The organism is Mycobacterium sp., assembly GCF_004298145.1.
Taxonomy (GTDB): domain Bacteria; phylum Actinomycetota; class Actinomycetes; order Mycobacteriales; family Mycobacteriaceae; genus Mycobacterium.
In genome coordinates, this window is record NZ_SCRH01000046.1 from 172,420 (window position 1) to 195,809 (window position 23,390).

General features: G+C 66.0%; 23 protein-coding genes. 13 read left to right on the forward strand and 10 right to left on the reverse strand.

The window, feature by feature from the left end:
• Positions 1-2: 2 nt before the first annotated feature.
• Entirely contained in the window at positions 3-1,322 is a 1,320-nt protein-coding gene (locus EPN51_RS19575) for a M18 family aminopeptidase (RefSeq protein WP_293045776.1), read from the reverse strand.
• Between the two features lie 214 nt (positions 1,323-1,536).
• On the opposite strand from EPN51_RS19575, the gene EPN51_RS19580 reads away from it, so the two are divergent.
• Both EPN51_RS19580 and EPN51_RS19585 read left to right on the forward strand, forming a co-directional pair.
• Positions 1,537-2,547: a Dyp-type peroxidase gene (locus EPN51_RS19580; RefSeq protein ID WP_293045658.1), complete on the forward strand. Its 1,011-nt coding sequence runs from the start codon at positions 1,537-1,539 to the stop codon at positions 2,545-2,547.
• Positions 2,544-3,341, forward strand: coding sequence for a family 1 encapsulin nanocompartment shell protein (locus tag EPN51_RS19585; protein ID WP_293045661.1), 798 nt, complete (start codon positions 2,544-2,546; stop codon positions 3,339-3,341). The genes EPN51_RS19580 and EPN51_RS19585 overlap by 4 nt, the downstream gene beginning before the upstream one ends.
• A gap of 31 nt (positions 3,342-3,372) precedes the next feature.
• Here the strand turns inward: EPN51_RS19585 and EPN51_RS19590 are convergent, their stop codons facing one another.
• A complete protein-coding gene (locus tag EPN51_RS19590) occupies positions 3,373-5,073 on the reverse strand; it encodes an MOSC and FAD-binding oxidoreductase domain-containing protein (protein ID WP_293045664.1) in 1,701 nt (566 codons plus the stop codon).
• Positions 5,074-5,309: 236 nt separating this feature from the next.
• Between EPN51_RS19590 and EPN51_RS19595 the strand changes: the two genes are divergently transcribed.
• From EPN51_RS19595 to EPN51_RS19630, 8 genes are all read left to right on the forward strand, one after another.
• Positions 5,310-6,179, forward strand: a complete 870-nt coding sequence (locus EPN51_RS19595) for an alpha/beta hydrolase (protein ID WP_293045667.1) — start codon at positions 5,310-5,312, stop codon at positions 6,177-6,179.
• A gap of 97 nt (positions 6,180-6,276) precedes the next feature.
• A complete protein-coding gene (locus tag EPN51_RS19600) occupies positions 6,277-6,972 on the forward strand; it encodes a helix-turn-helix domain-containing protein (protein WP_293045670.1) in 696 nt (231 codons plus the stop codon).
• Between the two features lie 24 nt (positions 6,973-6,996).
• Complete coding sequence (locus EPN51_RS19605; protein WP_293045673.1) at positions 6,997-7,668, forward strand: TetR/AcrR family transcriptional regulator; 672 nt, start codon at positions 6,997-6,999, stop codon at positions 7,666-7,668.
• Positions 7,669-7,879: 211 nt separating this feature from the next.
• Positions 7,880-8,560, forward strand: a complete 681-nt coding sequence (locus tag EPN51_RS19610; RefSeq protein WP_293045779.1) for a haloacid dehalogenase type II — start codon at positions 7,880-7,882, stop codon at positions 8,558-8,560.
• Between the two features lie 29 nt (positions 8,561-8,589).
• On the forward strand, positions 8,590-9,057 hold the full coding sequence (locus EPN51_RS19615; RefSeq protein ID WP_293045675.1) for a cupin domain-containing protein: 468 nt from the start codon (positions 8,590-8,592) through the stop codon (positions 9,055-9,057).
• A 102-nt stretch (positions 9,058-9,159) separates the two neighbouring features.
• Positions 9,160-9,624: a YbjN domain-containing protein gene (locus EPN51_RS19620; protein ID WP_293045678.1), complete on the forward strand. Its 465-nt coding sequence runs from the start codon at positions 9,160-9,162 to the stop codon at positions 9,622-9,624.
• 177 nt (positions 9,625-9,801) lie between these two features.
• Positions 9,802-10,617, forward strand: a complete 816-nt coding sequence (locus tag EPN51_RS19625; RefSeq protein WP_293045781.1) for a lysophospholipid acyltransferase family protein — start codon at positions 9,802-9,804, stop codon at positions 10,615-10,617.
• Between the two features lie 25 nt (positions 10,618-10,642).
• Positions 10,643-12,058, forward strand: a complete 1,416-nt coding sequence (locus tag EPN51_RS19630; protein WP_293045680.1) for a wax ester/triacylglycerol synthase family O-acyltransferase — start codon at positions 10,643-10,645, stop codon at positions 12,056-12,058.
• On the opposite strand, the gene purQ is transcribed toward EPN51_RS19630, so the two are convergent.
• The 3 genes from purQ to EPN51_RS19645 form a co-directional block, all read right to left on the reverse strand.
• The gene (purQ, locus tag EPN51_RS19635; protein ID WP_293045684.1) at positions 12,025-12,699 is read right to left on the reverse strand and encodes a phosphoribosylformylglycinamidine synthase subunit PurQ; all 675 of its coding nucleotides are present in this window, start codon (positions 12,697-12,699) and stop codon (positions 12,025-12,027) included. The two genes, EPN51_RS19630 and purQ, sit on opposite strands and share 34 nt — an antisense overlap.
• Positions 12,696-12,935 carry a phosphoribosylformylglycinamidine synthase subunit PurS gene (gene purS, locus EPN51_RS19640; protein ID WP_293045687.1) on the reverse strand — a complete coding sequence of 80 codons (240 nt, stop codon included), beginning with the start codon at positions 12,933-12,935 and terminating at the stop codon, positions 12,696-12,698. Before purS ends, purQ begins: the two co-directional genes overlap by 4 nt.
• 61 nt (positions 12,936-12,996) lie before the next feature.
• Complete coding sequence (locus tag EPN51_RS19645) at positions 12,997-13,731, reverse strand: ATPase (RefSeq protein ID WP_293045690.1); 735 nt, start codon at positions 13,729-13,731, stop codon at positions 12,997-12,999.
• Between EPN51_RS19645 and EPN51_RS19650 the strand changes: the two genes are divergently transcribed.
• A complete protein-coding gene (locus tag EPN51_RS19650; RefSeq protein WP_293045693.1) occupies positions 13,708-14,346 on the forward strand; it encodes an MBL fold metallo-hydrolase in 639 nt (212 codons plus the stop codon). The genes EPN51_RS19645 and EPN51_RS19650 overlap by 24 nt on opposite strands.
• A 13-nt stretch (positions 14,347-14,359) precedes the next feature.
• Here the strand turns inward: EPN51_RS19650 and EPN51_RS19655 are convergent, their stop codons facing one another.
• From EPN51_RS19655 to EPN51_RS19665, 3 genes are read right to left on the reverse strand one after another with little or no spacing between them, the layout of a single operon-like run.
• Positions 14,360-16,027 carry an FAD-binding dehydrogenase gene (locus EPN51_RS19655; protein ID WP_293045696.1) on the reverse strand — a complete coding sequence of 556 codons (1,668 nt, stop codon included), beginning with the start codon at positions 16,025-16,027 and terminating at the stop codon, positions 14,360-14,362.
• Positions 16,028-16,074: 47 nt separating this feature from the next.
• A complete protein-coding gene (locus EPN51_RS19660) occupies positions 16,075-16,779 on the reverse strand; it encodes a DUF2334 domain-containing protein (protein ID WP_293045698.1) in 705 nt (234 codons plus the stop codon).
• Complete coding sequence (locus tag EPN51_RS19665) at positions 16,764-16,925, reverse strand: hypothetical protein (RefSeq protein ID WP_293045700.1); 162 nt, start codon at positions 16,923-16,925, stop codon at positions 16,764-16,766. Before EPN51_RS19665 ends, EPN51_RS19660 begins: the two co-directional genes overlap by 16 nt.
• A 12-nt stretch (positions 16,926-16,937) precedes the next feature.
• Between EPN51_RS19665 and EPN51_RS19670 the strand changes: the two genes are divergently transcribed.
• Both EPN51_RS19670 and EPN51_RS19675 read left to right on the forward strand, forming a co-directional pair.
• On the forward strand, positions 16,938-18,557 hold the full coding sequence (locus EPN51_RS19670) for a DHA2 family efflux MFS transporter permease subunit (protein ID WP_293045703.1): 1,620 nt from the start codon (positions 16,938-16,940) through the stop codon (positions 18,555-18,557).
• A gap of 140 nt (positions 18,558-18,697) precedes the next feature.
• Positions 18,698-20,350, forward strand: coding sequence for a DHA2 family efflux MFS transporter permease subunit (locus EPN51_RS19675; protein WP_293045784.1), 1,653 nt, complete (start codon positions 18,698-18,700; stop codon positions 20,348-20,350).
• On the opposite strand, the gene EPN51_RS19680 is transcribed toward EPN51_RS19675, so the two are convergent.
• Both EPN51_RS19680 and EPN51_RS19685 read right to left on the reverse strand, forming a co-directional pair.
• The gene (locus tag EPN51_RS19680) at positions 20,328-22,490 is read right to left on the reverse strand and encodes a S9 family peptidase (RefSeq protein ID WP_293045787.1); all 2,163 of its coding nucleotides are present in this window, start codon (positions 22,488-22,490) and stop codon (positions 20,328-20,330) included. The genes EPN51_RS19675 and EPN51_RS19680 overlap by 23 nt on opposite strands.
• Positions 22,491-22,492: 2 nt before the next feature.
• On the reverse strand, positions 22,493-23,383 hold the full coding sequence (locus EPN51_RS19685) for a phosphoribosylaminoimidazolesuccinocarboxamide synthase (protein ID WP_293045704.1): 891 nt from the start codon (positions 23,381-23,383) through the stop codon (positions 22,493-22,495).
• Positions 23,384-23,390 lie beyond the last annotated feature (7 nt).

A 23,390-nucleotide genomic window follows, 5' to 3' on the forward strand; every position in this document is an offset into this window, starting at 1 on the left:
CGTCAGGCCGGCGAGAAGAACGCGCGCATCGCGGCCGAGTAGGCGGCCACATCGTGCGCGCCCATGAGCTCGCGCGCGGAGTGCATCGCAAGCTGCGCGGCGCCGACGTCCACGGTGGGGATGCCCGTGCGCGCGGAGGTCAACGGGCCGATCGTCGATCCGCATGGCAGGTCGGCCCGGTGCTCGTAACGCTGCAACGCCACCCCGGCCTGCTCACAGGCCAGCGCGAACGCCGCGGCGGTACGGCCGTCGGTGGCGTAGCGCAGATTCGGGTGCACCTTGAGCACCGGTCCGGCGTTGACGGCGATCGGATGGCCGGGCTCGTGCCGCTCCGGGTAATTGGGATGGGTGGCGTGCGCCATGTCCGCTGAGGCCAGCAACGACGCCGGGAGCCTGCGCAGGTAGTCCTCCCGGTTGCCGCCCGCGGCCAGCACAATTCGCTCCAGCACGGTGCCCAGCAAGTCGGATTGCGCGCCGTGATCCGAGGACGATCCCACCTCCTCGTGATCGAAGAGCACCAACACCGGCAGATAGGCCGAGGCCCGCTCCATGCCCAGCAGCGCCTCCAGCCCCGCGTAACAACTGGCCTGGTTGTCGAGCCGGGGCGCGCTCAGCAGGCCGGCGGTTCCGTTGTCCAAGGCGCCGATCACCGTCGAGGGAGTCAGGTCATGGGTCATCAGGTCGGCGGCGAGCACGTCGGTGGGCGCCACTCCGGCGCGCTCGGCGACGTAATCGACGAAGGACCGAGCCGTCTCGCCGACACCCCACACCGCGTTGACGTGTCGTTGCGGGTCCAGTGTCAGCGAATTGCGGTCCTCGGCCAGATGGATGGCCAGCTGGGGCACCCGAAGGATCGGCTCGTCGATCCGGACCAGCCGGTGTCCGATCCCGGTGCCTACGTCGTCCGCCCGCACCGACAGGCGCCCGCTGATTCCCAGATCACGGTCCAGCCACGAGTTGAGCCACGCGCCCCCATAGGGCTCCAGCGCCACCACCCGCCAGCCGGCGACCACCCGGTCGGGATGCTGCTTGACCCTGAGGTTAGGGCTGTCGGTGTGCGCGCCGACGATGCGGAACGGGCCGTCGGCTCCCTCCGAATTCCACGCGACCAGCGAGCCCGCCCGCACCGTGAAATAGCGCCCCGGCTCGGACGGCCAGCGTTCGGCCTCGCTCAGCTCGGTGTATCCGGCGGCGATCAGCCGAGCGGCCACCGTGGCGCAGACGTGAAATGGCGACGGAGAGGCGTCGATGAACTCGCAGAGTCCTTGCGCACTCGCCGAGGACTTCGTCTGGTTTCGAGGCCCGCCGGACATGTTGAACATCATGGCGGGCCGCGGCCGCGGCCTCCACGCTAGGGTCGATTGCACGCTCCTTGCTCGCGCCGCTTCCGGCGCTCACCGTCGCCGCGCTCACGCCGATTGCACGCTCCTTGCTCGCGCCGCTTCCGGCGCTCACCGTCGCCGCGCTCACGCCGATTGCACGCTCCTCACTCGCGCCGCTTCCGGCGCTCGTCGTCGCCGCGCTAGGGTCACCAGAGTGCCCCCCGTCCAGCCGCAACCCATCCTCGCGCCGCTGACGCCCGCGGCGATCTTCCTCGTGCTGACGGTCGACGACGGTGCAGAGGCGACGGTGCGCGACGCGCTGCAGGACGTTTCCGGGCTGGTGCGCGCGATCGGATTCCGCGAGCCGCAGAAACGGTTGTCGGCGATCGCCTCGATCGGCTCGGATGTATGGGACCGCTTGTTTTCCGGGCCGCGCCCCGCCGGACTGCACCGGTTCGTCGAACTGAACGGCCCGCGGCACCGCGCTCCCGCCACACCCGGGGACCTGTTGTTCCACGTCCGGGCCGAGAGTTTGGACGTCTGTTTCGAATTGGCCGACCGGATCCTGAAATCGATGGACGGCGCGGTCACCGTGGTCGACGAGGTCCACGGGTTCCGGTACTTCGACAACCGCGACCTGCTCGGGTTCGTCGACGGCACCGAGAACCCGGACGGCCCACTGGCCGTCAGCGCCACCGCGATCGGCGACGAGGATCCCGATTTCGCCGGCTCGTGCTACGTGCACGTACAGAAGTACGTGCACGACATGTCCTCCTGGAACTCGATATCCGTCACCGAGCAGGAGCGAGTGATCGGCCGCACCAAGCTGGAAGACATCGAACTCGACGACGACATCAAGCCGGATGACTCCCACATCGCCCTCAACGTCATCACCGACGACGAGGGCACCGAACTGAAAATCGTGCGGCACAACATGCCGTTCGGCGAGCTCGGCAAGGGCGAATACGGCACATACTTCATCGGCTATTCGCGCACACCGCAAGTCACCGAACAGATGCTGCGCAACATGTTCCTCGGCGACCCGCCCGGCAACACCGACCGCATCCTCGACTTCTCCACCGCTATCACCGGCGGATTGTTCTTCTCCCCGACCGTCGACTTTCTCGATGATCCCCCGCCGCTGCCCGCGGCGCCGGTGGCGGAAACGTCTGTCGCACAAGACGGCTCACTTTCGATCGGCAGCCTGAAAGGAACCCCCTCATGAACAACCTCTACCGCGACCTGGCACCGGTCACCGAAGCCGCTTGGGACGAGATCGAATTGGAGGCGACCCGGACGTTCAAGCGCCACATCGCCGGGCGCCGGGTCGTCGACGTCAGCGAGCCCGGCGGGCCGGTCACCGCCGCGGTGAGCACCGGCCGGCTCGCCAACGTGGCGTCGCCTACCGACGGCGTGGAGGCTCACCTGCGGGAGAGTAAACCCTTTGTGCGGCTCCGTGTCCCGTTTACCCTGTCGCGTTACGAGATCGACAACGTCGAGCGCGGCGCCAGCGACTCCGACTGGGACCCCGTCAAAGCGGCCGCGAAGAAGCTGGCGTTCGTGGAGGACCGTGCCATCTTCGAGGGCTACGCCGCCGCGTCGATCGAGGGCATCCGCTCCGCCAGCTCGAACAAGTCGCTGACCTTGCCGGCGGATCCCAGCGAGATTCCAGACGTCGTCACCCAGGCAATTTCCGAACTCCGGCTGGCCGGCGTCGACGGTCCCTACTCGGTGCTACTGTCCGCCGACGTCTATACGCAGGTCAGCGAGACCACGCAACACGGATATCCGATCCTCGAACACATCGACCGGCTGGTTCCCGGAGACATCATCTGGGCGCCTGCCATCGACGGTGCTTTCGTGCTGACCACCCGCGGCGGAGACTTCGATCTGCAGCTCGGGACCGACGTGACGATCGGGTACACCAGCCATGACGCTGACACCGTGCAGCTGTATCTGCAGGAGACGCTGACATTCCTGTGCTACACCGCAGAGGCGTCCGTCCCCCTGAGCCCCTAGAATTAAACACCTTCGGGCCCACGGGTTTTCGCTAAAGGTCCAGCACCACGTCGGTTTCGGGGGCCGCCGAGCAGATGAGCACCGACTCGTCAGCGGGCGGCTCCAGCGGCCGCTGAATGTAAGTGGTCGTCCCGGCGACGATCCCGGTGACGCACAGGTGACAGACGCCGCTTCGACAGGAGAAGCGGGTTGGCACATCGCAGGCTTCGGCGAGATCGAGGATGCTGCGGTACCCGGGCGACCAGTTGACCGTCAACCCGCTGCGCGCAAACGTGATCGACGGTCCGGCACCCGGGGCGCCGACGGGCTGATGGGGCGGCCGGCGCGGCCCCGATTCGACGACACCCGGGTTGATCGCGGGCAGCGCACCGAACAGTTCGCTGTGAATCAGAGCGGGGTCGAATCCGATGCCGACCAGGTATTCGCGTATATCCGTCATGAATTGTGCTGGCCCGCATAGGTAGACGACGCCATCGGCCGGCAGCCCCAATGCCGCAACGGAGTCTCGGTCCAGACGGCCCTGGGTTTCGGTGTAGAAAACCTGCTGACGGGCGTGGGGTAACGACTCGATGAGCATCGCGACTTCGGCTGCAAATGCCTCGGTTTCGTGATTTCGAGTGGTGTGCAACCACCAGATGTCGCGCCCGCTGGCGCCCGCCGACAGCGCGTGCAACATCGCCAGCACCGGCGTCGCCCCGATTCCGGCTGAAAAGAGGACCACCGGGCGGCGGTCCTCGGTGAGGCAGAAGTCGCCGCGCGGGGCGGCCGCGGTCATCACCATCCCCGGCTGGATGTGGGCGTGCAGCCAGCGGCTCACCAATCCGTGATCCGCACGCTTGACACTGATGCGGTAGCACCCGGCCGACGAATCACCCGAAAGCGAGTAGCTGCGCAGCGGCACCGGCCCGCCGGTCCCGGGAATCTTCACCGTGAGGTACTGACCGGGGAGCGCCGGTGGCAACGGATCCCCGTCGTCGGCCTGCAGCCGAATCGAGAGCACCTGTGGACTCTCCCGACAAGTGTCGGTCACCCGCAGGCTTCGAAATCCCCTCCATCCGGGCTCCACTCCGATGGGGGCAGCCGCTGCGTCGGCTGCTGCCAGCATGTCGTGAAAAGACTGCTGCCAGCCCGCGCTCAGCGCCGGGACGTCGGTGGCCTCGCGCATCCGTTTGAGATTGCGGTCCGGCAGGTAGAGCAACGCATCGATCTCGGCGACACTGATCTGGTGACGGCCGCGGCGGGTCCGCACGATGTCATCCCCGGCCCGCACTCGACCTTCCGTGATGACGCGGAAGTAGAAGCCCGGACGGTGCTGGGAGACAAGCAAATTGGGCATGTCGGGCTCGTCGAGACGAAGGCCGACCCGAAAGCACGTGACTCGCGGCTGGGTGACCTCGAATTCGGCGCCGCCGATGCGATAGCGATCACCGATGCACACGTCGTCGTCGGCAAGCCCGGTGACGGTGAAGTTTTCCCCGAAATGGCCTGGCCGCAGGTCGGTGCGACCCAGGTAGGTCTTCCAGAAGTCGTACGACTCGCTCTGGTACACCATCACGGCGCGTTGTTCGCCGCCATGGCCGGCGAGGTCACCCTGACCGTCGCCGTCGACGTTCAGCCGGCGCACCATGACCGGTCCCTCGACCGGGGTCTTCCAGATTCCGGTGTGGACGGCTTTACCTCGCCATTGGACGGTCGTGGGCATGCCCACGTTCACCGAAACAAGCCTGCCCACCGTGTCACCTCGAACCAGCTCGCCCTGGCACCAGCCACCCAACTGGGATGGTTGACCCAGAATATGGCACCCCGATCCGCGCGGCAACACATCGACCGCACGGACTGTTGCACGGGCCCCCGATTGGTGCATAATGGGTTGCACATCCCAGAAATTTGGCGGGTGGATTTGGTTGACGTTCGCCGAACGCCGCCGTCGCGCTCGCGTGCGAATCGCGTTGGCTCAGGAGGAATGTCATGCCGGCTGTTCATCATCGATATGCCACGGTCGACGGCCACCGACTCTTCTACCGGGAAGCCGGCGACCCGGACGCTCCCGCGGTGCTGCTGTTGCACGGGTTTCCCACCAGTTCCTACATGTTTCGCGATCTGATACCGGCCCTGGCGGACCGCTACCATGTCGTCGCGCCGGACCATCTCGGCTTCGGGCTGTCCGACGCTCCGCCGGTCGAGGAGTTCGACTACACCTTCGACGGGCTGACCGACCTCACGGCGGGCCTGCTGCGAACCCTCGGCATCGAGCGGTATGCCATGTATGTCCAGGACTACGGCGCGCCCATCGGCTGGCGGCTGGCGCTGCGTGAGCCCGCCGCGATCACCGCGATCATCAGCCAGAACGGCAACGGTTATGACGCGGGATTCGTCGAAAGCTTCTGGAAGGTCGTGCAGGCTTACCAGCGTGAGCCCACCGTCGACACCGAGGCCCCGGTGCGCCAGTTCCTCACGCTGGACGCCACCCGGTGGCAGTACGTGACCGGCGTAGCAGACGAGACGCTGGTCGATCCCGAGTCCTGGCATCACGACTACGCGCTGCTCTCCCGTCCCGGCAATGACTTGGTGCAGCTCAAGCTGTTTCGGGATTACGCCACCAACGCGCCGCTGTATCCGCGCTTACACGAATACTTCCGCGCCAGCCGGGTACCGTTGCTCGTGGTCTGGGGCCGCGGCGACGAAATTTTCGGGCCGGCCGGAGCCGAGGCGTTCGCCGACGACCTGCCCGAGGCCGAGATTCATCTGCTCGACGGCGGTCACTTTCTGTTGGAATCCGCGCTCGATGACGTGATCCCACTGATCCGCGACTTCCTCGCCACGCAGCTCGCGGCGTGATGACCGGCCGCGGGGCGCACGGCAGCCAACCATGACGATCCCGTCGTATGGGCTGGAGATCCCATAATTGGAGGCGCTCACAGGTTAGCCTGTCGCGATGGCCCATCCCGATGTTCGTGACGAACAACGGTTGACCGCCAAGGGGCGTGTCACCCGCGACCGGATCGTGCAAGCGGCCGCCCAGCTGATCGTCACCGAAGGCCTCTCCGCATCCAACATGGAGAACGTGCGGCGCGCCGCCTCGGTCAGCGGCTCGCAGCTCGCCCACTATTTCGCCGACAAGGGCGCGCTGATTCGAGCGGTGATCCGGCGCCAAATCGGGGTGGTTTTGGACTTTCACCGCCACCCCACGCTTCGGGGTCTGAGTTCGTTTGACGACTTCGAACGATGGATCGACGTGAACATGCGCTACCTGCGACGCATCGGATACTTCGGCACCCCCACCTATCACGCGCTCACCGGCCAGCTCGCGAAGTCGGACAGCGCTACGCGCGACGCGTTGGCGGGCGGCTACCGGCAGTGGATCGACCTGTTGGAGAAGGCAATCCAGCGAATGAAAGATGACGGGCTGCTGGTTGCGGATGCCGACCCGCGGCAGCTCGCATGGGTGATCATCGCCGCGCATCAAGGAGGTGGCATCTTGACCTTCACCTATCAAGAGGAATGGCCGCACGCCGATGCGATGCGTTTCGCGGTGAACTACTTACGCATGTTCGCCGCCGACACCGCCGAACGGGTTCCCCGTCCCCCGCGCCGGTCGCGAGGTCGACGCCCGGCGCGGATAGCCGGCTGATCCAGCGGTGTCGAAGGCGGCAACGTGACTGAAGACCCCTCTTCGCGGTTCACTCGCAAGGGTTTGGCGACGCGTGCGCGCATCATCGAGGTCGCCGCCCGCCTGATGTTCGAGCGTGGCGTCGCCAACACCAGCATCGACCAGGTGCGGCGCGCGGCCGAAGTGGGCGGATCCCAGATCTCGCACTACTTCCGCGACAAGCGCGACCTGACCCGCCATGTGGTCGACGTGCGCCGAAACGAAGTGCGGGCCTTTCACACTCAACCGAAGTTCGCCACCCTCGACAGCCTCGATGCGCTGCAGGCGTGGGCCGACGCCTGCGTATCCGACATCGACCCGGTCTACCGGGTCGGAGGTTGCGTCTATGGGTCGTTGGCCGGCGAGCTGATCGAGGCCGACGACGAAATCCACGGTGACCTGGCCGCGGGGTACGACCAATGGATCGAACTGTTCCGCGCCGGCCTTGAGGCGATGCGCGACCGTGGCGATCTGCGCCCCGAAGCCGATCCGCGCCACCTGGCGGTGTCACTGGTGGCCGCGCATCAGGGCGGCGCCCTGCTCACGCACGCCACCGACGATCCGCAGCCGCTGCGGGCCGCCGTCAACGCCGCCGTCGACTATGTGCGCTCGTTCGGGGTTTCGACGTCATCCCGCAAGGGTCGACCCCGCTCGTCTCGCGATCCGCGCAAATCCTGACGGCCACCTTCCCTGGACATGGCGGGAGCGTTCGAACATAATAATGGGTCAGTTGGCCCATTATCGTCTGGGCGGCCGCCCGGCGCCCTCGCGCTGCCGACGATCGAAGAGGTGGTCCATGTCCGTCGCCGACTCGCCGCAGCTGCCCACCACGCCGGCCGTCGTGCGTGAGAAGGCCGGCGGTGGCAATCTTGTTGATCGAGCCCTGAACATGCCGGCGCCATCCGTGCTCGTTTTCGACGTCAACGAGACGCTGATCGATATCGACTCCATAGCACCGCTTTTCGCAGAGGTGTTCGGTGACGAGCGAGTGCTGCGGGAGTGGTTCGCCCAGCTGATCATGTACTCGATGGGCATCACACTGGCCGGCAATTATGTGCCGTTCCCCGTGCTTGCCCAGGGGGTGCTGCGCATGCTGGGGGACATCCACCAGGCAAAGGTCAGCGAAGACGATCTGGACCGCCTGACGACCGGACTGCTCAGCATGCCGGCCTACCCCGATGCCGCCGATGGACTTGCCACCCTGCGTGACAACGGTTTTCGTCTGGCAACCCTGACGAACTCGCCACCCAATCCGGATGGCCCGACGGCACTGCAGAATTCGGGGCTGGCCGGCTTTTTCGAGCGCCAGCTGAGCGTGCAGGCCCGCGGCGCCTTCAAGCCGTCGCCCGCCGTGTACCGCTACGCGTGCGAGGAGCTGCGGGTGACTCCGGGTGATTGCATGATGGTGGCCGCACATGTGTGGGACACCCTCGGCGCGCAGAGCGTCGGCTTCAGCGGAGCTCTCATCACCCGTCGGGGCAACGCGCCCTTGCCGGTACACGGCCTGCCGCAGCCGAGCATCGTCGCCGGTGACCTACCCGAGCTGGCCGAACGCCTCGGCGCTCGCTGAGCCCTGAGGACTCGGACGATAATCAACCCATGGCCAACTCAGATGGATTCCATCCTGACTTCGACGACACGGCAACACCGCTCGCACGCAACCGGGTACGGCACATCAAGGCGTCGGAGATCAGCTCGGACACCGCGCAGTCGGAGGGGCTGCGGCGCTTCGCCGCACTATCCGGCCGGTCGGTCGGTGCGGAAAAGCTTTGGATGGGCGAGACCCACGCGTCGCCGAGATCCGCGTCGGACAACCATCACCACGGTGACTCGGAGACGGCAATCTATGTACGAAGCGGTAACCCGGAGTTCGTCTTTCATGACGGCGTCCAAGAGGTCCGCATCGCAACGGAACCCGGCGACTACGTCTTCATCCCGCCGTATCTGCCGCACCGGGAGGAAAACCCCGACCCCAACACCACCGCCGTGGTCGTGATCGCCCGCAGCACCCAGGACGCGATCGTGATCAATCTTCCCGCGCTGTATCCGCTGAGCGAGGCTCAATAGACAGCCGGCTGGCACTCACTCAGCGAATTCTCAACAGATTCTTCGGCGCCACATCGCTTGGCTCCAAGCATCCGCAAAGTCATCGGCTGCAACATAAGCCTCATGACGACTGAGCAGACGTGCGCGAACCTGGTCGAACGTTATTTGCGCACCCGCGGGCGGCGGTATTTCCGCGGCCACCTCGATGGCGAATACTTTTTCGTCACCGGCGCTCCGCGGCTGCACGTTCACTTCGAGGTCTCTTCCGCGCACGACGATGTGTTGATCATCCGGGTCACTCCCGGGTGCTACTTTCCGGCCGCCGACCGCCCCTGGCTGACGTACTTCGCCGACAAGTGGAACCGGCAGGACCGCCACGTCACCGCGATCGTGCACGGCTCGTCCGATCCACAGCGCATCGGTGTGGTGGCCCGCAAGTCGCAATGGATCCGAAGCGGCGTCTCCTTCGCCGATTTCGCCTCTTTCGTCGACCTGACGATCGCGGATGCCACCGAGCTGTTTGAGGAGCTCAACCCCGCCCTCGAACTGCCGTCGCCGGACGGCCCGTTGCTCCGTCACGCCGGCTGAGGCCCAGCCGCAAAGAACCTGCTCGGACGCGTTCCCCCGCCGGGCGCTCACCTCCAGCGAACGAATATGACATTCTCCTAAACGGAGAGTATGGTATGTCGCTCAGGGGCTGAGGTTTGAGACCGGCATCACACCGGCAATCACTAGCAAATGGCACGATCACGACAGCGGGGAGCCATGAAGGGCAGCGGTGTGGACGCGGCGGATAATCACGAAACCGCCAAATGGGATCCGGCCTTCACCGAACAGATCGCCAAAGCGCTCGGGCCGGCTGTCAAACGGTACTACCGGGCCGAGGTGCGAAACATCGACAATGTCCCGTCCTCCGGCGGGGCGCTGGTGGTCTCCAACCACTCCGGCGGCATGCTGACCCCGGACGTGCTGATCTTTTCCCCGGCCTTCTACGAGAGGTTCGGCTACGACCGGCCGGTCTACACGCTGGCCCATTACGGGCTGTTCCTGGGGCCCATGGACGGGTGGCTGCGGCGCCTCGGGGTGATCGAGGCCAGCCGTGAAAACGCCGCCGCCGCCCTGCATTCCGGCGCGGTGGTTCTGGTGTTTCCCGGCGGCGACTACGACTCCTACCGGCCGACCTTCAACGCCAACACCATCGACTTCAACGGCCGCACCGGCTACGTGCGGACCGCGATCGAAACCGGAGTGCCGATCGTGCCGACCGTGTCGATCGGCGCCCAGGAGACCCAGCTGTTTGTGACCCGGGGCAACTGGCTGGCTCGCAAGCTGGGGCTAACCAAGGCCCGGATGGACATCCTGCCGATCAGCGTCGGGTTCCCGTTCGGGCCGAGCGTGATCTTCCCGCCCAACCTGCCCCTGCCGGCAAAGATCGTCACCGAGGTTCTCGAGCCGATCGACGTCACCGCCCGGTTCGGCAACGACCCCGACATCGACGAGGTCGACGCGCACGTCCGCGCCGTCATGGAGGCCGCGCTCAAGCGGTTGGCCGGGCAGCGCCGGTTCCCGATCCTGGGCTGAACTCGTCGGCAGGGCGAGGTGACGCGTGAAAAGGCTCAACGGCATGGACGCCCTGCTGCTCTACAGCGAGACGCCCAACCTGCACACGCACACGTTGAAGGTGGCGGTCATCGACCCGGCCGACTGTGACGGAGAGTTCGGCTTCGACGTGTTCCGCCACCACATGGGCCGGCGGCTTCATCTGCTGGAACCGTTGCGCTACAAGCTCGTTGACATCCCGTGGCATCTGCATCACCCGATGTGGCAGGAAAACTGCGACGTGGACCTGGACTACCACCTCCGTCGCGTCGAGGTGCCCGCGCCGGGTGGTCGGCGAGAACTCGATCGGGTCATCGGCGAGGTGGCGTCCACTCCCCTGGACCGCAGCCGCCCGCTGTGGGAGTTTCATTTCGCCGAGGGACTGGCCGACGGTCGGTTCGCCGTGATCGGCAAGGTGCACCACGCGTTGGCCGACGGCGTCGCCTCGGTCAACCTGCTGGCACGCGCGATGGATCTGCGGGACGGGCTCACCGACGAACGTGACAACGACGACGCCGGCGTCACAGCTTCCGAGGCCGATCTGCTGCGGGCGGCAGCGCGCGATCACGTCACGCAACTCGCGCAACTGCCGAGGCTGCTCAACGACGCGGTCGCCGGGCTGATCCGGGTGCGCCGCCGCTCCCGCGAGCGTGGAGATCACCCCGACCTGGCCGACGCGTTCGACGCACCCCCGACCTTCCTCAACCATGTCGTCTCCCCCCGGCGGTGGTTCGCGAGCACGTCGTTACCGCTGCCGCAGGCCAAGGCGACGGCAAAGGCGTTGGGCATCACCATGAACGATCTGGTGCTGGCGACGGCGGCGGGCGGGTTGCGAACGCTCTTGCTGGCCTACGACGGCGCGGCCGAGCGCCCGATCATCGCGTCGGTCCCGACGGCCACCGACAAGTCGGACCGGATCACCGGCAACGAGATCAGCGGCCTGATGATTTCACTGCCGGTGCATGTCGACGACCCGATCGAACGGGCCCGGCTGATCTCGGTGGCGACCCGAATCGCCAAAGAAGACCACGCGATCCTCGGCCCGCAGCTTTACGGAAAAATGATGGCCTACCTGCCGACCGCGTTCGCCCCGGCCGCATTTCGGTGGCTGGGTCTGCGTGACGTGCCGAACAAGTTGATGAACGTCGCCGTGTCCAGCGTGGTCGGACCGCGCGAACGCGGCCACTTCGGCGGCGCGCCCGTCAGCGAGATCTATTCCACGGGCGTGCTCTCGCCCGGCGCCCCGGTCAACATCACCGTGTGGAGCTACGTCGACCGGCTCGGCGTCGCCGTGCTCACCGACGACCAGACGTTCGACGATCCCCAGGAAGCGACGGACGCCATCGGCGCGGCATTCGACGAATTATGCGATGCCGCAGGCGTTTCCGCTCAGCCGGCGAGCACCCCGTCCAGCACCGAATAGAACAGGCCCAGGCCGTCGTCGGAAGGCCCGGTCAGCGCCTCGATGGCATGTTCGGGATGCGGCATCAGGCCCACGACACGGCCGTCGGCGGAACTGACGCCCGCGATGTCATGCTGCGAACCGTTGGCATTCTCGTGGTACCGGAACACCACCCGCCCCTCACCCTCGAGCTCGTCGAGCACCTCGGCAGGAGCCACGTAGCGGCCCTCACCGGACTTCAGCGGCACCAGCAGATCGGCGTCCGGTTCGAAACGCGACGTCCACGCCGTCGACGTCGATGCCACCCGCAGCCACACGTCGCGGCAGATGAAGTGCAAAGCCACGTTGCGAGTCAGGGCCCCGGGCAGCAGTCCGGCCTCGCAGAGCACCTGAAAACCGTTGCAGATTCCCAATACCGGCATGCCACGCCGCGCGGCATCCACCACTTCGGTCATCACCGGGGCGAACCTGGCGATCGCGCCGGCCCGCAGGTAGTCGCCGTAGGAGAAACCACCGGGCACCACCACGGCGTCGACGCTTTTCAGATCGGCGTCGGCATGCCACAGGTTGACCGGCTGCGCACCGACGCGCCGCGCCGCGCGGGCGGCGTCCACGTCGTCGAGCGTCCCGGGAAAGGTGATGATCCCGATCCGTGCGGTCACCGCGTCTCCCGGCTGATCGACCAGTCTTCGATCACGGTGTTCGCCAACAGCGATTCCGCGATCTCGGCCAGCGCCGAGTCGTCCACGCTGTCGTCCACTTCGAGCTCAAACCTTTTGCCCTGCCGGACATCTGATATCCCCGGGTGACCGAGGCGGCCCAGCGCGCCGACAATCGCCTGACCCTGCGGGTCCAAAATTTCCGCTTTGGGCATCACGCTCACGATCACCCGGGCCACCGGCGCTCCTCCTCAGTTGGCGTTTCGGCGCCAACTCTACCGGCGAAAGCGCAGCTCGGGGTCACGGGCACGAGGCAATGTAGGCCTCGCACAGCGGCGCGTTCATGGCGTTGAGCACCGGGTCGTCCGCCATCGCAGGCCAAGGCGTCTGCGGCGGCGCCGAGGACCAGAGCGTGACCTCGCTGATCGTGCTGCTGGCCGGGTGCGCGAAAAGGTAGGTGTGCATCACGATGGGGCCACTGATCACGGCGGCCATGCGGGTGGTTTCATCGCTGGTCAGCGATGGCGATTGCAGCGGCGCACGCTGCTGGCAACTCCGCAGCGCGGCGACGGCGCTGCGAAACGCCGCCGACGCGATCGCGCCACCCTGCGCCGTATCGCCGCGCCAATGCAGGACCTGGGCCTGCAGCTGCCACTGGCCGTCCGGATGCTGAACCGTCGAGCGGGCCGAGACCGCCGAGTCGCGCGGGTCCCGGGGTGTCGCCGGCGTGGCGCACAGCTCCTCGAACCGGAAACGGGGCCCGGGCGCCGAACCGGTCGTCGGTACCGCCTGACCGGCCAGCGCGGGCCAGTGGTAGACCGCGTCCAGGGGCACGGCATGCTGATCGACCCACGCGGTGTTCGGGATCCGGTCGCACATGCCGGGGCAAGTCTCGGGCTCGCCGTGCGCAGGGATGACGACGATCAGGGCAACCGCGAAGCTGCCGGCGACCAGCATCGTGGCCAGGATCATGCGCAGCGGCAGCTTGTCCATCAAGGCACAATCGTAGATATGCAACTGACGCATTTCGGTCATTCGTGCCTACTCGCCGAGTTCGACCAGACACGCGTACTGTTTGATCCCGGAACCTTCGCCCACGGTTTCGAGGGCATCACCGGCTTAACCGCCATCTTGATCACTCATCAGCACCCCGACCACGTCGACGGCAAACGGCTACCGGCACTGCTCGAGGGTAACCCGGATGCCGCGCTGTATGCCGACCCGCAGACCACAGCGCAACTGGGCGCGCCGTGCCGCGAGGTACATGTCGGCGACGAACTGCAGATCGGTGAACTCACCGTTCGGGCCGTGGGCGGCAAGCACGCGGTCATCCACCCGGAAATTCCTGTGATCGAGAATATTTCGTTTTTGGTGGGCGATGCCGAGCATCGTGCCCGGTTGATGCATCCCGGCGACGCGCTCTTCGTGCCCGACGAGCCGGTGGACGTTTTGGCGGCCCCGGCGGCGGCCCCGTGGATGAAGATTTCGGAGGCAGTCGATTACCTGCGCGCGGTGGCACCGGCGCGTGCCGTTCCCATTCACCAGGGCATCATCGCCCCGGATGCGCGTGGCATCTACTACGGCCGGCTCACCGAGATGACCAGCACCGACTTCCAGGTGCTGCCCGAAGAGGACGCCGTCACCTTCTAGCTCTACCGGCCAATCACGTGATGTCGTCGGCGGCGCCACGGCCGGCAGCGCGGCCCGAAAAAATGCAGCCCCCCAGGAAGGTGCCTTCCAAGGCGCGGTAGCCATGTACGCCGCCCCCACCGAACCCGGCCACCTCGCCGGCGGCGTACAGGCCGGTGAGCGGCGCGCCATCGGCCGTCAGCACCCGCCCGGCGAGGTCGGTTTCGATGCCGCCCAATGTCTTTCTCGTCAAGATATGCAGCTTGACCGCGATCATCGGTCCCGCCTTGGAATCGGTCAACCGGTGCGGCGCCACGACCCGGCCGAGCCGGTCCCCCAGATAGCCGCGGGCGGCGCGGATCGCGGTGATCTGACCGTCCTTGCTGAACCTGTTGGCCACCTCCCGGTCCCGGGCAGTGACCTCTGCCTCCACCGTGGCGTAGTCCAGCGGCTGAACGCCGGGCAGCTTGTTCATCGCGGTCACCAAGTCGCGCAACGAATTCGCGCTGACAAAGTCCACGCCCCGATCGACAAACGCCTGCACCGGCCCCGGCGGCCCGGAGCGCGCCCGGCTCCGCAGGAGCTCGCGTACGCTCTGTCCGGTCAGATCGGGATTCTGCTCCTGCCCGGAAAGCGCGAACTCCTTCTCAATGATCTTGGCGTTCAAGACAAACCAGGTGTAATCGAACCCGGATTTGGTGATGTACTCACATGTGCCGAGGGTGTCGAAGCCGGGATACAGGGGAACCGGCAACCGCTTGCCGTTCGCGTCCAGCCACAGCGAAGACGGGCCCGGGATGATGCGGATCCCGTGCAGCGGCCAGATCGGGTCGTAATTGGTGATGCCTTCGGTGTAGTGCCACATCCGGTCCGGGTTGATCACCCGCGCACCGGCCTTCTGCGCGATGCCGATCATCCTGCCGTCGACATGGGCCGGCACCCCGCTGAGCAATTGTTCGGGAACGCGTCCCATCCGCTTCGGCCAGTTCTTTCGCACCAGCTCGTGGTTGCCGCCGATGCCGCCACTCGTCACGATTACCGCTGCAGCGCGGAACTCGAACTCTCCTAGCGCTTTTCGCGACGAAGCGACTCCTCGCACCGCGACCGAGGGCTCCAGAACGGTACCCCGGACACCGGTCACCGCGTCACCCTCGACGATCAACTCGTCGACCTGATGGCGGTGCGCAAAGCGCACCGTCGAGCGATCCCGCAATTGACGGGCGAAGATCTCGACCAGCGCGGGGCCGGTACCCCAGGTGATGTGGAAGCGAGGAACCGAATTACCGTGCCCCTGTGCGCCATACCCGCCGCGCTCGGCCCAGCCCACCAACGGGAAAAGCTTGAGTCCCCGGGAACCCAACCAACTGCGTTTCTCCCCCGCGGCGAAATCGACGTAGGCATAGGCCCATTGGCGCGGCCAATAGTCCTCGGGCCGGTCGAATGCCGCCGTACCCAACCAGTCCTGCAGCGCGAGCTCATGGCTGTCGCGGATTCCCAACCGGCGCTGCTCGGGGCTGTCGACGAAGAACAGACCTCCGAAGGACCAGAAGGCTTGCCCGCCCAGGTTGGCGCTGTTCTCCTGGTCGAGGATCAGCACCCGCAAGCCGCGATCCACCAGCTCGCAGGCGGCGACCAGGCCGGATAGTCCCGCCCCGACGACGATGGCATCAGCGCCGAAGCCCGCAACCGAAGAATCGCTCATGTCGGACCAGGGTAGTGGCCTCGACAGCAGGTCAGGCAGTCTCTTCGTCAGGCGGCGTCGAGTAGGGCCTTGTCGCGGCGCCAGTGGTACACCGTCGGTGTGCAGTCGTGCATCAACGCGAGGTCGACGGCGTCCAGCATCGCCTGCAGCGGCCCGGGTTTGCGTAGGTGACGCGCGGCGACCGCCACCCGCACCACACCTTCGCGGCGAGCGATCCGCTCGGCGGACAGCACCACCGTGCGGCACCACCACGGCTCGGCGAGGAAGCCTTCCCCGATGCCGAGAACCCGTGCCCGCACCGTGGTGTGCCGAACCAGGTCGGTGATCCCATGCAGATCGGCGAGCATGCGAAATCCGTTCCCCGGCAACGCCTTAACGACACCTGGCGATACCACGCAGCCGGGCGCCGCGAACAACCGGGTACGCAGCCCGAGGTGCTCGAGAACCCGGTCGGCCGCCATCAATCGCAGATTGGCCTCGTGCGCCCGCAAGATCGCGAATTCACCGCGGCGCTTCTTGGTGACCGCGTCGTCGTAGCCGTGCAGCACGATGGCGTCGCCCCCGGCGCGGCGGGTGGTCAGCCAGTCAACGGTTCCCGGGTCGTGATCGAGCCGGTAGTTCCCGGACAGGCGGGGAGCCACCAGCAGCGACACCGGCACCTTGCGGGCATCCATTTGCGCGCAGAACGCCTCCACGCCGGGCAGGGTGCGTTCGCCAATCCCCGAGACCGAGACGATCAATTTTCCAGACACACCAGCAGTTTGCCGATCTCAAGTGTCGGAACGGTGAAGGACACGCAGACAGCAGGCGTATATGCGCTCCCCCAAGCGCGATAATCGATTTCGGCGGCCGGCTTATCAGCACCGCCCAGCAAATAGCCGCCGGCGCCGGCGGACACGATCTGTTCGATATGCTAAGCAACGCCATGGACGAGGCCTCCTACGCAGCGGCCAAAACGCCGCTGCCCCATGCCCCCGCCGGGCAGCCGGGCGCCGGCGAACGGGAGTATCCGGACAAACTGGACGCCGCGCTGTTGCGGGTCTCCGGTGTGTGCATCTTGGCCACGGTCATGGCGATCCTGGATGTCACGGTGGTCAGCGTCGCGCAGCGCACCTTCATCGAGCAGTTCGCGTCCTCTCAGGCGGTTGTGGCGTGGACGATGACCGGCTACACGCTTGCCTTGGCGACCGTGATCCCGATAACCGGATGGGCAGCCGACCGGTTCGGCACCAAACGGCTATTCATGGGCTCCGTGGTGGCCTTCATGCTGGGCTCACTGCTCTGTGCGATTGCCGCAAACATTCTGCAGCTCATCATCTTTCGGGTGGTGCAAGGTGTCGGCGGCGGCATGCTGCTGCCATTGGGGTTCATGATCTTGACCCGTGAGGCCGGCCCCGGGCGGCTTGGGCGCCTGATGTCGATCCTGAGCATCCCCATGCTGCTCGCCCCGATCGGCGGGCCGATCCTGGGCGGTTGGCTGATCGACACCTCGAGTTGGCGGTGGATCTTCCTGATCAACGTGCCGATCGGACTGCTCACCATTTTCCTCGCGGCGATCGTGTTTCCACGGGATCACCCGGCCCGGTCGGAAACTTTCGATGCCGTCGGCGTGCTGCTGCTGTCCCCCGGCCTGGCGATGTTCCTGTTCGCGGTGTCGTCCATCCCGGGCCGCGGTACCGTGGCCGACCGCCATGTGGTGATCCCGGCGACGATCGGGCTGGCATTGATCGCGGGGTTCGTCGCGCACGCCTGGCATCGCGCCGATCATCCCCTGATCGATCTGCGGTTGTTCCGCAATCCGGTGCTGACCCACGCCAACGTGACGATGCTGGTCTTCGCCGGCGCATTTTTTGGCGCCGGGCTGCTGCTTCCCAGTTACTTCCAGCAGGTGCTGCATCAGACGCCGATGCAGGCGGGCGTGCTCATGATCCCGCAGGGGCTCGGCGCCATGCTGACCATGCGGCTGACCGGGCCGCTCGTGGACCGGCAGGGGCCGGGCAAGATCGTGCTGGTCGGCATCGTGCTGATCACCGCCGGCCTGGGCGCTTTCGCGTTCGGGGTGGCCAGGCAGGCCAACTATCTACCTTGGCTGCTGGTGGGGCTGGCGGTCATGGGCCTGGGCATGGGCTGCACCATGATGCCGTTGTCCGTCGCGTCGGTGCAGGCGCTGGCACCGCATCAAATCGCCCGGGGAACGACGTTGATGAGCGTCAGTCACCAGGTGGGCGGCTCGATGGGAACCGCCCTGATGTCGATGATCCTGACGAATCAGTTCAATAGGAGCGAAAATATCGTCGCAGCAAACAAACTTGCTGCGTTGCAACAGAGGGCGGCCATCGACGGGGTGCCGGTTGACCAATCCGAAATACCGCGGCAGTCGCTTGTCCCCGGCTTTTGGGCGAATGTGTTGCACGATCTTTCACACGCGTATACCGCGGTATTCGTGGTTGCCGTCGTGCTGGTAGTTTGCACGGTCATTCCGGCATCCTTTCTGCCGAAAAAGCCGGCAAGCGAAACTGCCGGCGAATAACACAAACACGCCTGCTAGACCACCAGGGGCCGATTTATCGCATTAACGGCAGTCCGGGTCACTTGTGCGCAGCACGAATTACACGCGTGCGAATAGGTGAATACGCGCAAAAACCCTTCTGCGGGGCCACCGATCTGGATATGCTCAGCGGCGCCATGGAGAACACTCGTTCCGCGTCTTTCACCGTCCCGTTGCCTATCGCCCCGGGATCATCGCGCCACCCAGATGAGTATCCCGACAAGCTGGACGCGGCACTGTTCCGGATCGCCGGGGTGTGTGGCCTGGCCTGCATCATGGCCGTGCTGGACAGCACCGTCGTCGCCGTGGCGCAACGCACCTTCATCGAACAATTCGGGTCGACTCAGGCCATCGTCTCGTGGACGATCGCCGGCTACATGCTCGCGTTCGCGACCGTGATCCCGATCACGGGGTGGGCAGCGGACCGGTTCGGCACCAAGCGCCTGTTCATGGGGTCGGTCCTGATTTTCACGCTGGGATCGCTGCTGTGCGCGGTGGCGCCGAACATATTGCTGCTCATTTTGTTTCGGGTGGTGCAGGGTATCGGCGGCGGCATGTTATTGCCGCTCAGCTTCGTGATCTTGACGCGTGAGGCGGGGCCCAAGCGGGTCGGCCGCCTGATGGCGGTGGGGGGAATCCCGATTCTTCTCGGCCCGATCAGCGGGCCCATCCTGGGCGGTTGGCTGATCGGCGCCTACGGCTGGGAGTGGATTTTCCTGGTCAACCTGCCGATCGGCCTGACCGCATTCGCGCTGGCGGCGGTCATGTTCCCGAAAGATCAATCGTCCCCGTCCGAGGCTCTCGACATCACCGGCGCGCTGCTGCTGTCGCCCGGCGTGGCGATCTTCCTCTGCGGGGTGTGTTCCATCCCGGGGCGGCGCACGATATCCGACCCCTACGTGCTGGCGCCGGCGGTGGTTGGCCTGGCATTGATCGCCGCGTTCATCGTGCACGCCTGGTATCGCACCGATCACCCCCTGATCGACCTGCGGCTATTCCGCAACCCGGTAGTCACCCAGGTCAATGTGACGCTGCTGGTGTTCGGCGCCGCGTCGGTGGGCGTTGGGCTGCTGGTCCCGAGTTACTTCCAGATCGCCGGCCACGAGACGCCCATGCAGTCCGGGCTGCACATGCTGCCGGTCGGGATCGGTGCCGTATTGACCATGCCGCTGGGCGGGGCCTTCATGGACAAACGCGGTCCCGGCAATATCGTGCTGATCGGCCTGCCGCTGATGGCAGCGGGCCTGGGTGTCTTCACCTACGGTGTCGCCACGCGGGCCGAGTACTCCCCGGTCTTGGTGTCTGGACTCGCGATCATGGGCCTGGGGGCCGGCTTGACCACCACACCGCTTTCCGCGGCGCTCATGCAGGCGCTGGCCCCGCGTCAGGTCGCCCGGGGGACGACGTTGATCAGCGTGAATCAGCAGGTGGGCGGGTCGATCGGGGCCGCGCTCATGGCGGTGATCCTGACCAATCAGTTCAATCGCAACGAGGCCCTGATGGCGGCGAACGAGATGGCCGGGGTGCACCGGGGCGCCGGCAAGCGGGACCTTCCGGTTGACCCGTCGGCCCTCCCGCGGCAGACGATGACCCCCGATCTGGCCAGCCACGTGTCGCACCACTTGTCGCACGCCTATGCGACGGTCTTCGTGCTGGCTGTCGTGTTGGTGGCCTTCACCATCATTCCGGCGTCGTTCCTGCCCAGGAAGCCACCGACCCCGCCCGTCGACGAAGTGCGCGCCGATGTCCCGGCTACCGCTGCGGATCGGCGTTGAGGTCGGCTTCCCGGCCGCCGCCATAGCGGGCGCCATCGGCGGTGGCTAGCAGCCACGCATACTGGAAGGCGGCTTCCTCCCACCCCTTGTAGCGACCGCTGACGCCACCATGCCCGGCGTTCATCTGGGTCTTCAACAGGATCGGGCTGCCGTCAGCGTTGACGTGCCGCAGCGCGGCGACCCACTTGGCGGGCTCCACATAATAGACCCGCGTATCGTTCAGCGACGTCATCGCCAGAATCGCCGGATACCGCTTGGTCTCGACGTTCTCATACGGTGAATAGGACTTCATGTAGGAGTAGACATCCTTGTCCGCCAACGGGTTTCCCCATTCGTCCCACTCGGTCACGGTCAGCGGCAAGGAGGGATCCAGGATGGTGGTCAGCGGGTCGACGAACGGCACCTGCGCGAGGATGCCGGCGAAGAGTTCCGGGGCCAGGTTGGCCACCGCCCCCATCAGCAAACCGCCAGCACTGCCCCCCAGCGCCACCAGCTGACGCGGGCGGGTGATTCCGGAATCCACCAAATGCCTTGCCACCGCAACGAAGTCGGTGAAGGTGTTCTTCTTCTCCAACAGCTTGCCGTGCTCGTACCACAGCCGGCCCATCTCGCCACCGCCGCGGACGTGGGCGATCGCGAACACCATGCCGCGATCCAACAGCGACAACCGGGCGATGGAAAAGCTCGGGTCGGTGCAGATCTCGTAGGCACCGTAACCGTAAACCAGTGCAGGCGCCGGGAATTCGCTGCCCGCACGGTGCACGATCGACACCGGGATCCGGGTGCCGTCGTCGGCAACCGCCCAGTCGCGCCGTTCGATGTAATCTTCCGGCCGATAATCGCCGAGCACGGGTTGCTCGCGCAGCAGGGTGCGTTCACCGGTGACGAAGTCGATGTCGTAGACCCGTGCCGGGATGACGAGAGACCCCGCCCGGATCCGCAGCTTGGGCGCATCCCAATTCGGGTTGCCGGCCAGGCCGGCCGACATCAGTTCAGAGTCGAACGAAACCTCTTCCGGCTGTGCGTATGTCCCGTCCGAATTGATGCGCCACAGCTGTAACCGGGGCAGCGCCTCACGCCGATAGCTGACAACGAGGTGGCCGGCAAAGGCATCCACCCCGTCGAGGCGGACGTCGTCGCGGTGCGGGATCAGGGTGCGCTGCCGGGTGGGATCGCTGACCGGTGCCTCGGTCAGGGTGAAGTTGATCGCGCCGTCGTTATGCAGGATCAAGAACCGGTCCTGCCCGCCGACGACCGCATGCTCTACCGCGTACTCCACACCAACACGGCGCGGCAGCACGATGGTGAACTGCGCCTGCGGATCGGCGGCGTCGGCGTAGCGGAACTCGGAGGTGATTGAGGAGCCCGAGGCAATGACGACATAGGCCTCACTTCGGGTGAGTCCCACGCCGAGCCAGAACTTTTCGTCGGCTTCGTGATACACCAGCTCCGATGACTCACCGGAGCCCACCCGATACCGCCACACTTTGTCGGGGCGGTGCGCCTCGTCCAGGGTGAGGTAGTACAGAGTGCGGTTGTCGGCGGCCCAGGTCGCTCCCGCCCCGATGTCGGCGATCTCGTCCGGATACAGCTCGCCGGTGCGTAAATCCTTGAACCGCAACGTATAGCGCTCGTCACCCAGGGTGTCGACCGAGTACGCCAGCAGGTTTCCGTCGAGGCTGACGGTCGCGGCGCCCAGGGCGAAGAATTCGTGTCCCTCGGCCTCGGCGTTCGAGTCGAGCAAGATTTGCTCGCCCGGGATGTCGGTGTTCTCGTCCAGGGTCGGCGGGATCCAGTCATCGGGGTCGCTTACCGGACAACGGCACTGGACGCGGTACTGCTTCCCTTCGAAGGTGCGGGCGTAGTACCACCACCGGCCCTGCCGGGTCGGGACCGAGAGATCGGTTTCCTTGGTGCGCGCCTTGATCTCGTCGAAGATCTGTTGCCGCAACGGTTCGAGCCGGGCGGTCATCTGGTCGACGTAGTCGTTCTCGGCCTCGAGGTAGGCGATGACGTCGGGGTTGGTCTTTTCGCGCAGCCACTCGTAGGGGTCGATGAAGACGTCACCGTGGTGCTCGCGCCGGCTGTCCACCCGCTTGGCGACGGGTGGTACGGACCCGGCACGGTGCGATTCGGTCATGCTCATGCGCCGGTACCTATCCAGTCATCGAAGCTCAGGCCGGAAATTCGTTCGTAGGCATCGATATAGCGGCCACGAGTCGCCTCGATGATGTCGTCGGGGAGTGGCGGCGGGGGTTGCGTGCCGTGGCGGTCCCAGCCGGAGGCGGGGCTGGTGAGCCAGTTGCGGACGAACTGTTTGTCGAAGCTGTTCTGGACCACGCCGGCTTGGTACTCGTCGGCCGGCCAGTACCGTGAGGAATCCGGAGTGAAGATCTCGTCGGCCAGCAGCAGGTTGCCGTCACGGTCGGTGCCGAATTCGAATTTGGTGTCCGCGATGATGATTCCTTTCCGCAGCGCATGGTCGGCGGCCTGAACGTAGATCTGCAAGGTGCGGTCGCGCAGCTGGTTGGCGCGCACCCCGCCCACCATCTCGATCACCCGGGCAAACGAGACGTTTTCGTCGTGGTCCCCCAATGCGGCTTTGGTCGCCGGGGTGAACAGCGGTTCGGCGAACCTGCTGGCTTCGACCAGTCCCGGCGGCAAGGTGATACCGCAGACCTTGCCGCTCGCCTGATAGTCCAGGAGCCCCGAGCCGGTCAGGTAACCGCGCGCCACGCATTCGACCGGAAGCATCTCCAGCTGCCGCACCACCAGCGCCCGCCCCAGGACCTCGTCGGGGACGCGCGGGTCGTCCGGCGGTCCGGCCAGGTGGTTGGGGGCATCGACGAGACCGAAGAAGAAAACACTCATCGCGGTCAGGATGCGGCCCTTGTCCGGGATGGTGCTGTCCAGGATGAAGTCGTACGCCGAGATGCGGTCGGTGGCGACCAGCAGGAGGTGTTCGTCGTCGACGCGATACAGCTCACGGACCTTGCCGCTCGCCAGATGCTGGTAGTCGGACAGTGCAGGCATCCGGCCA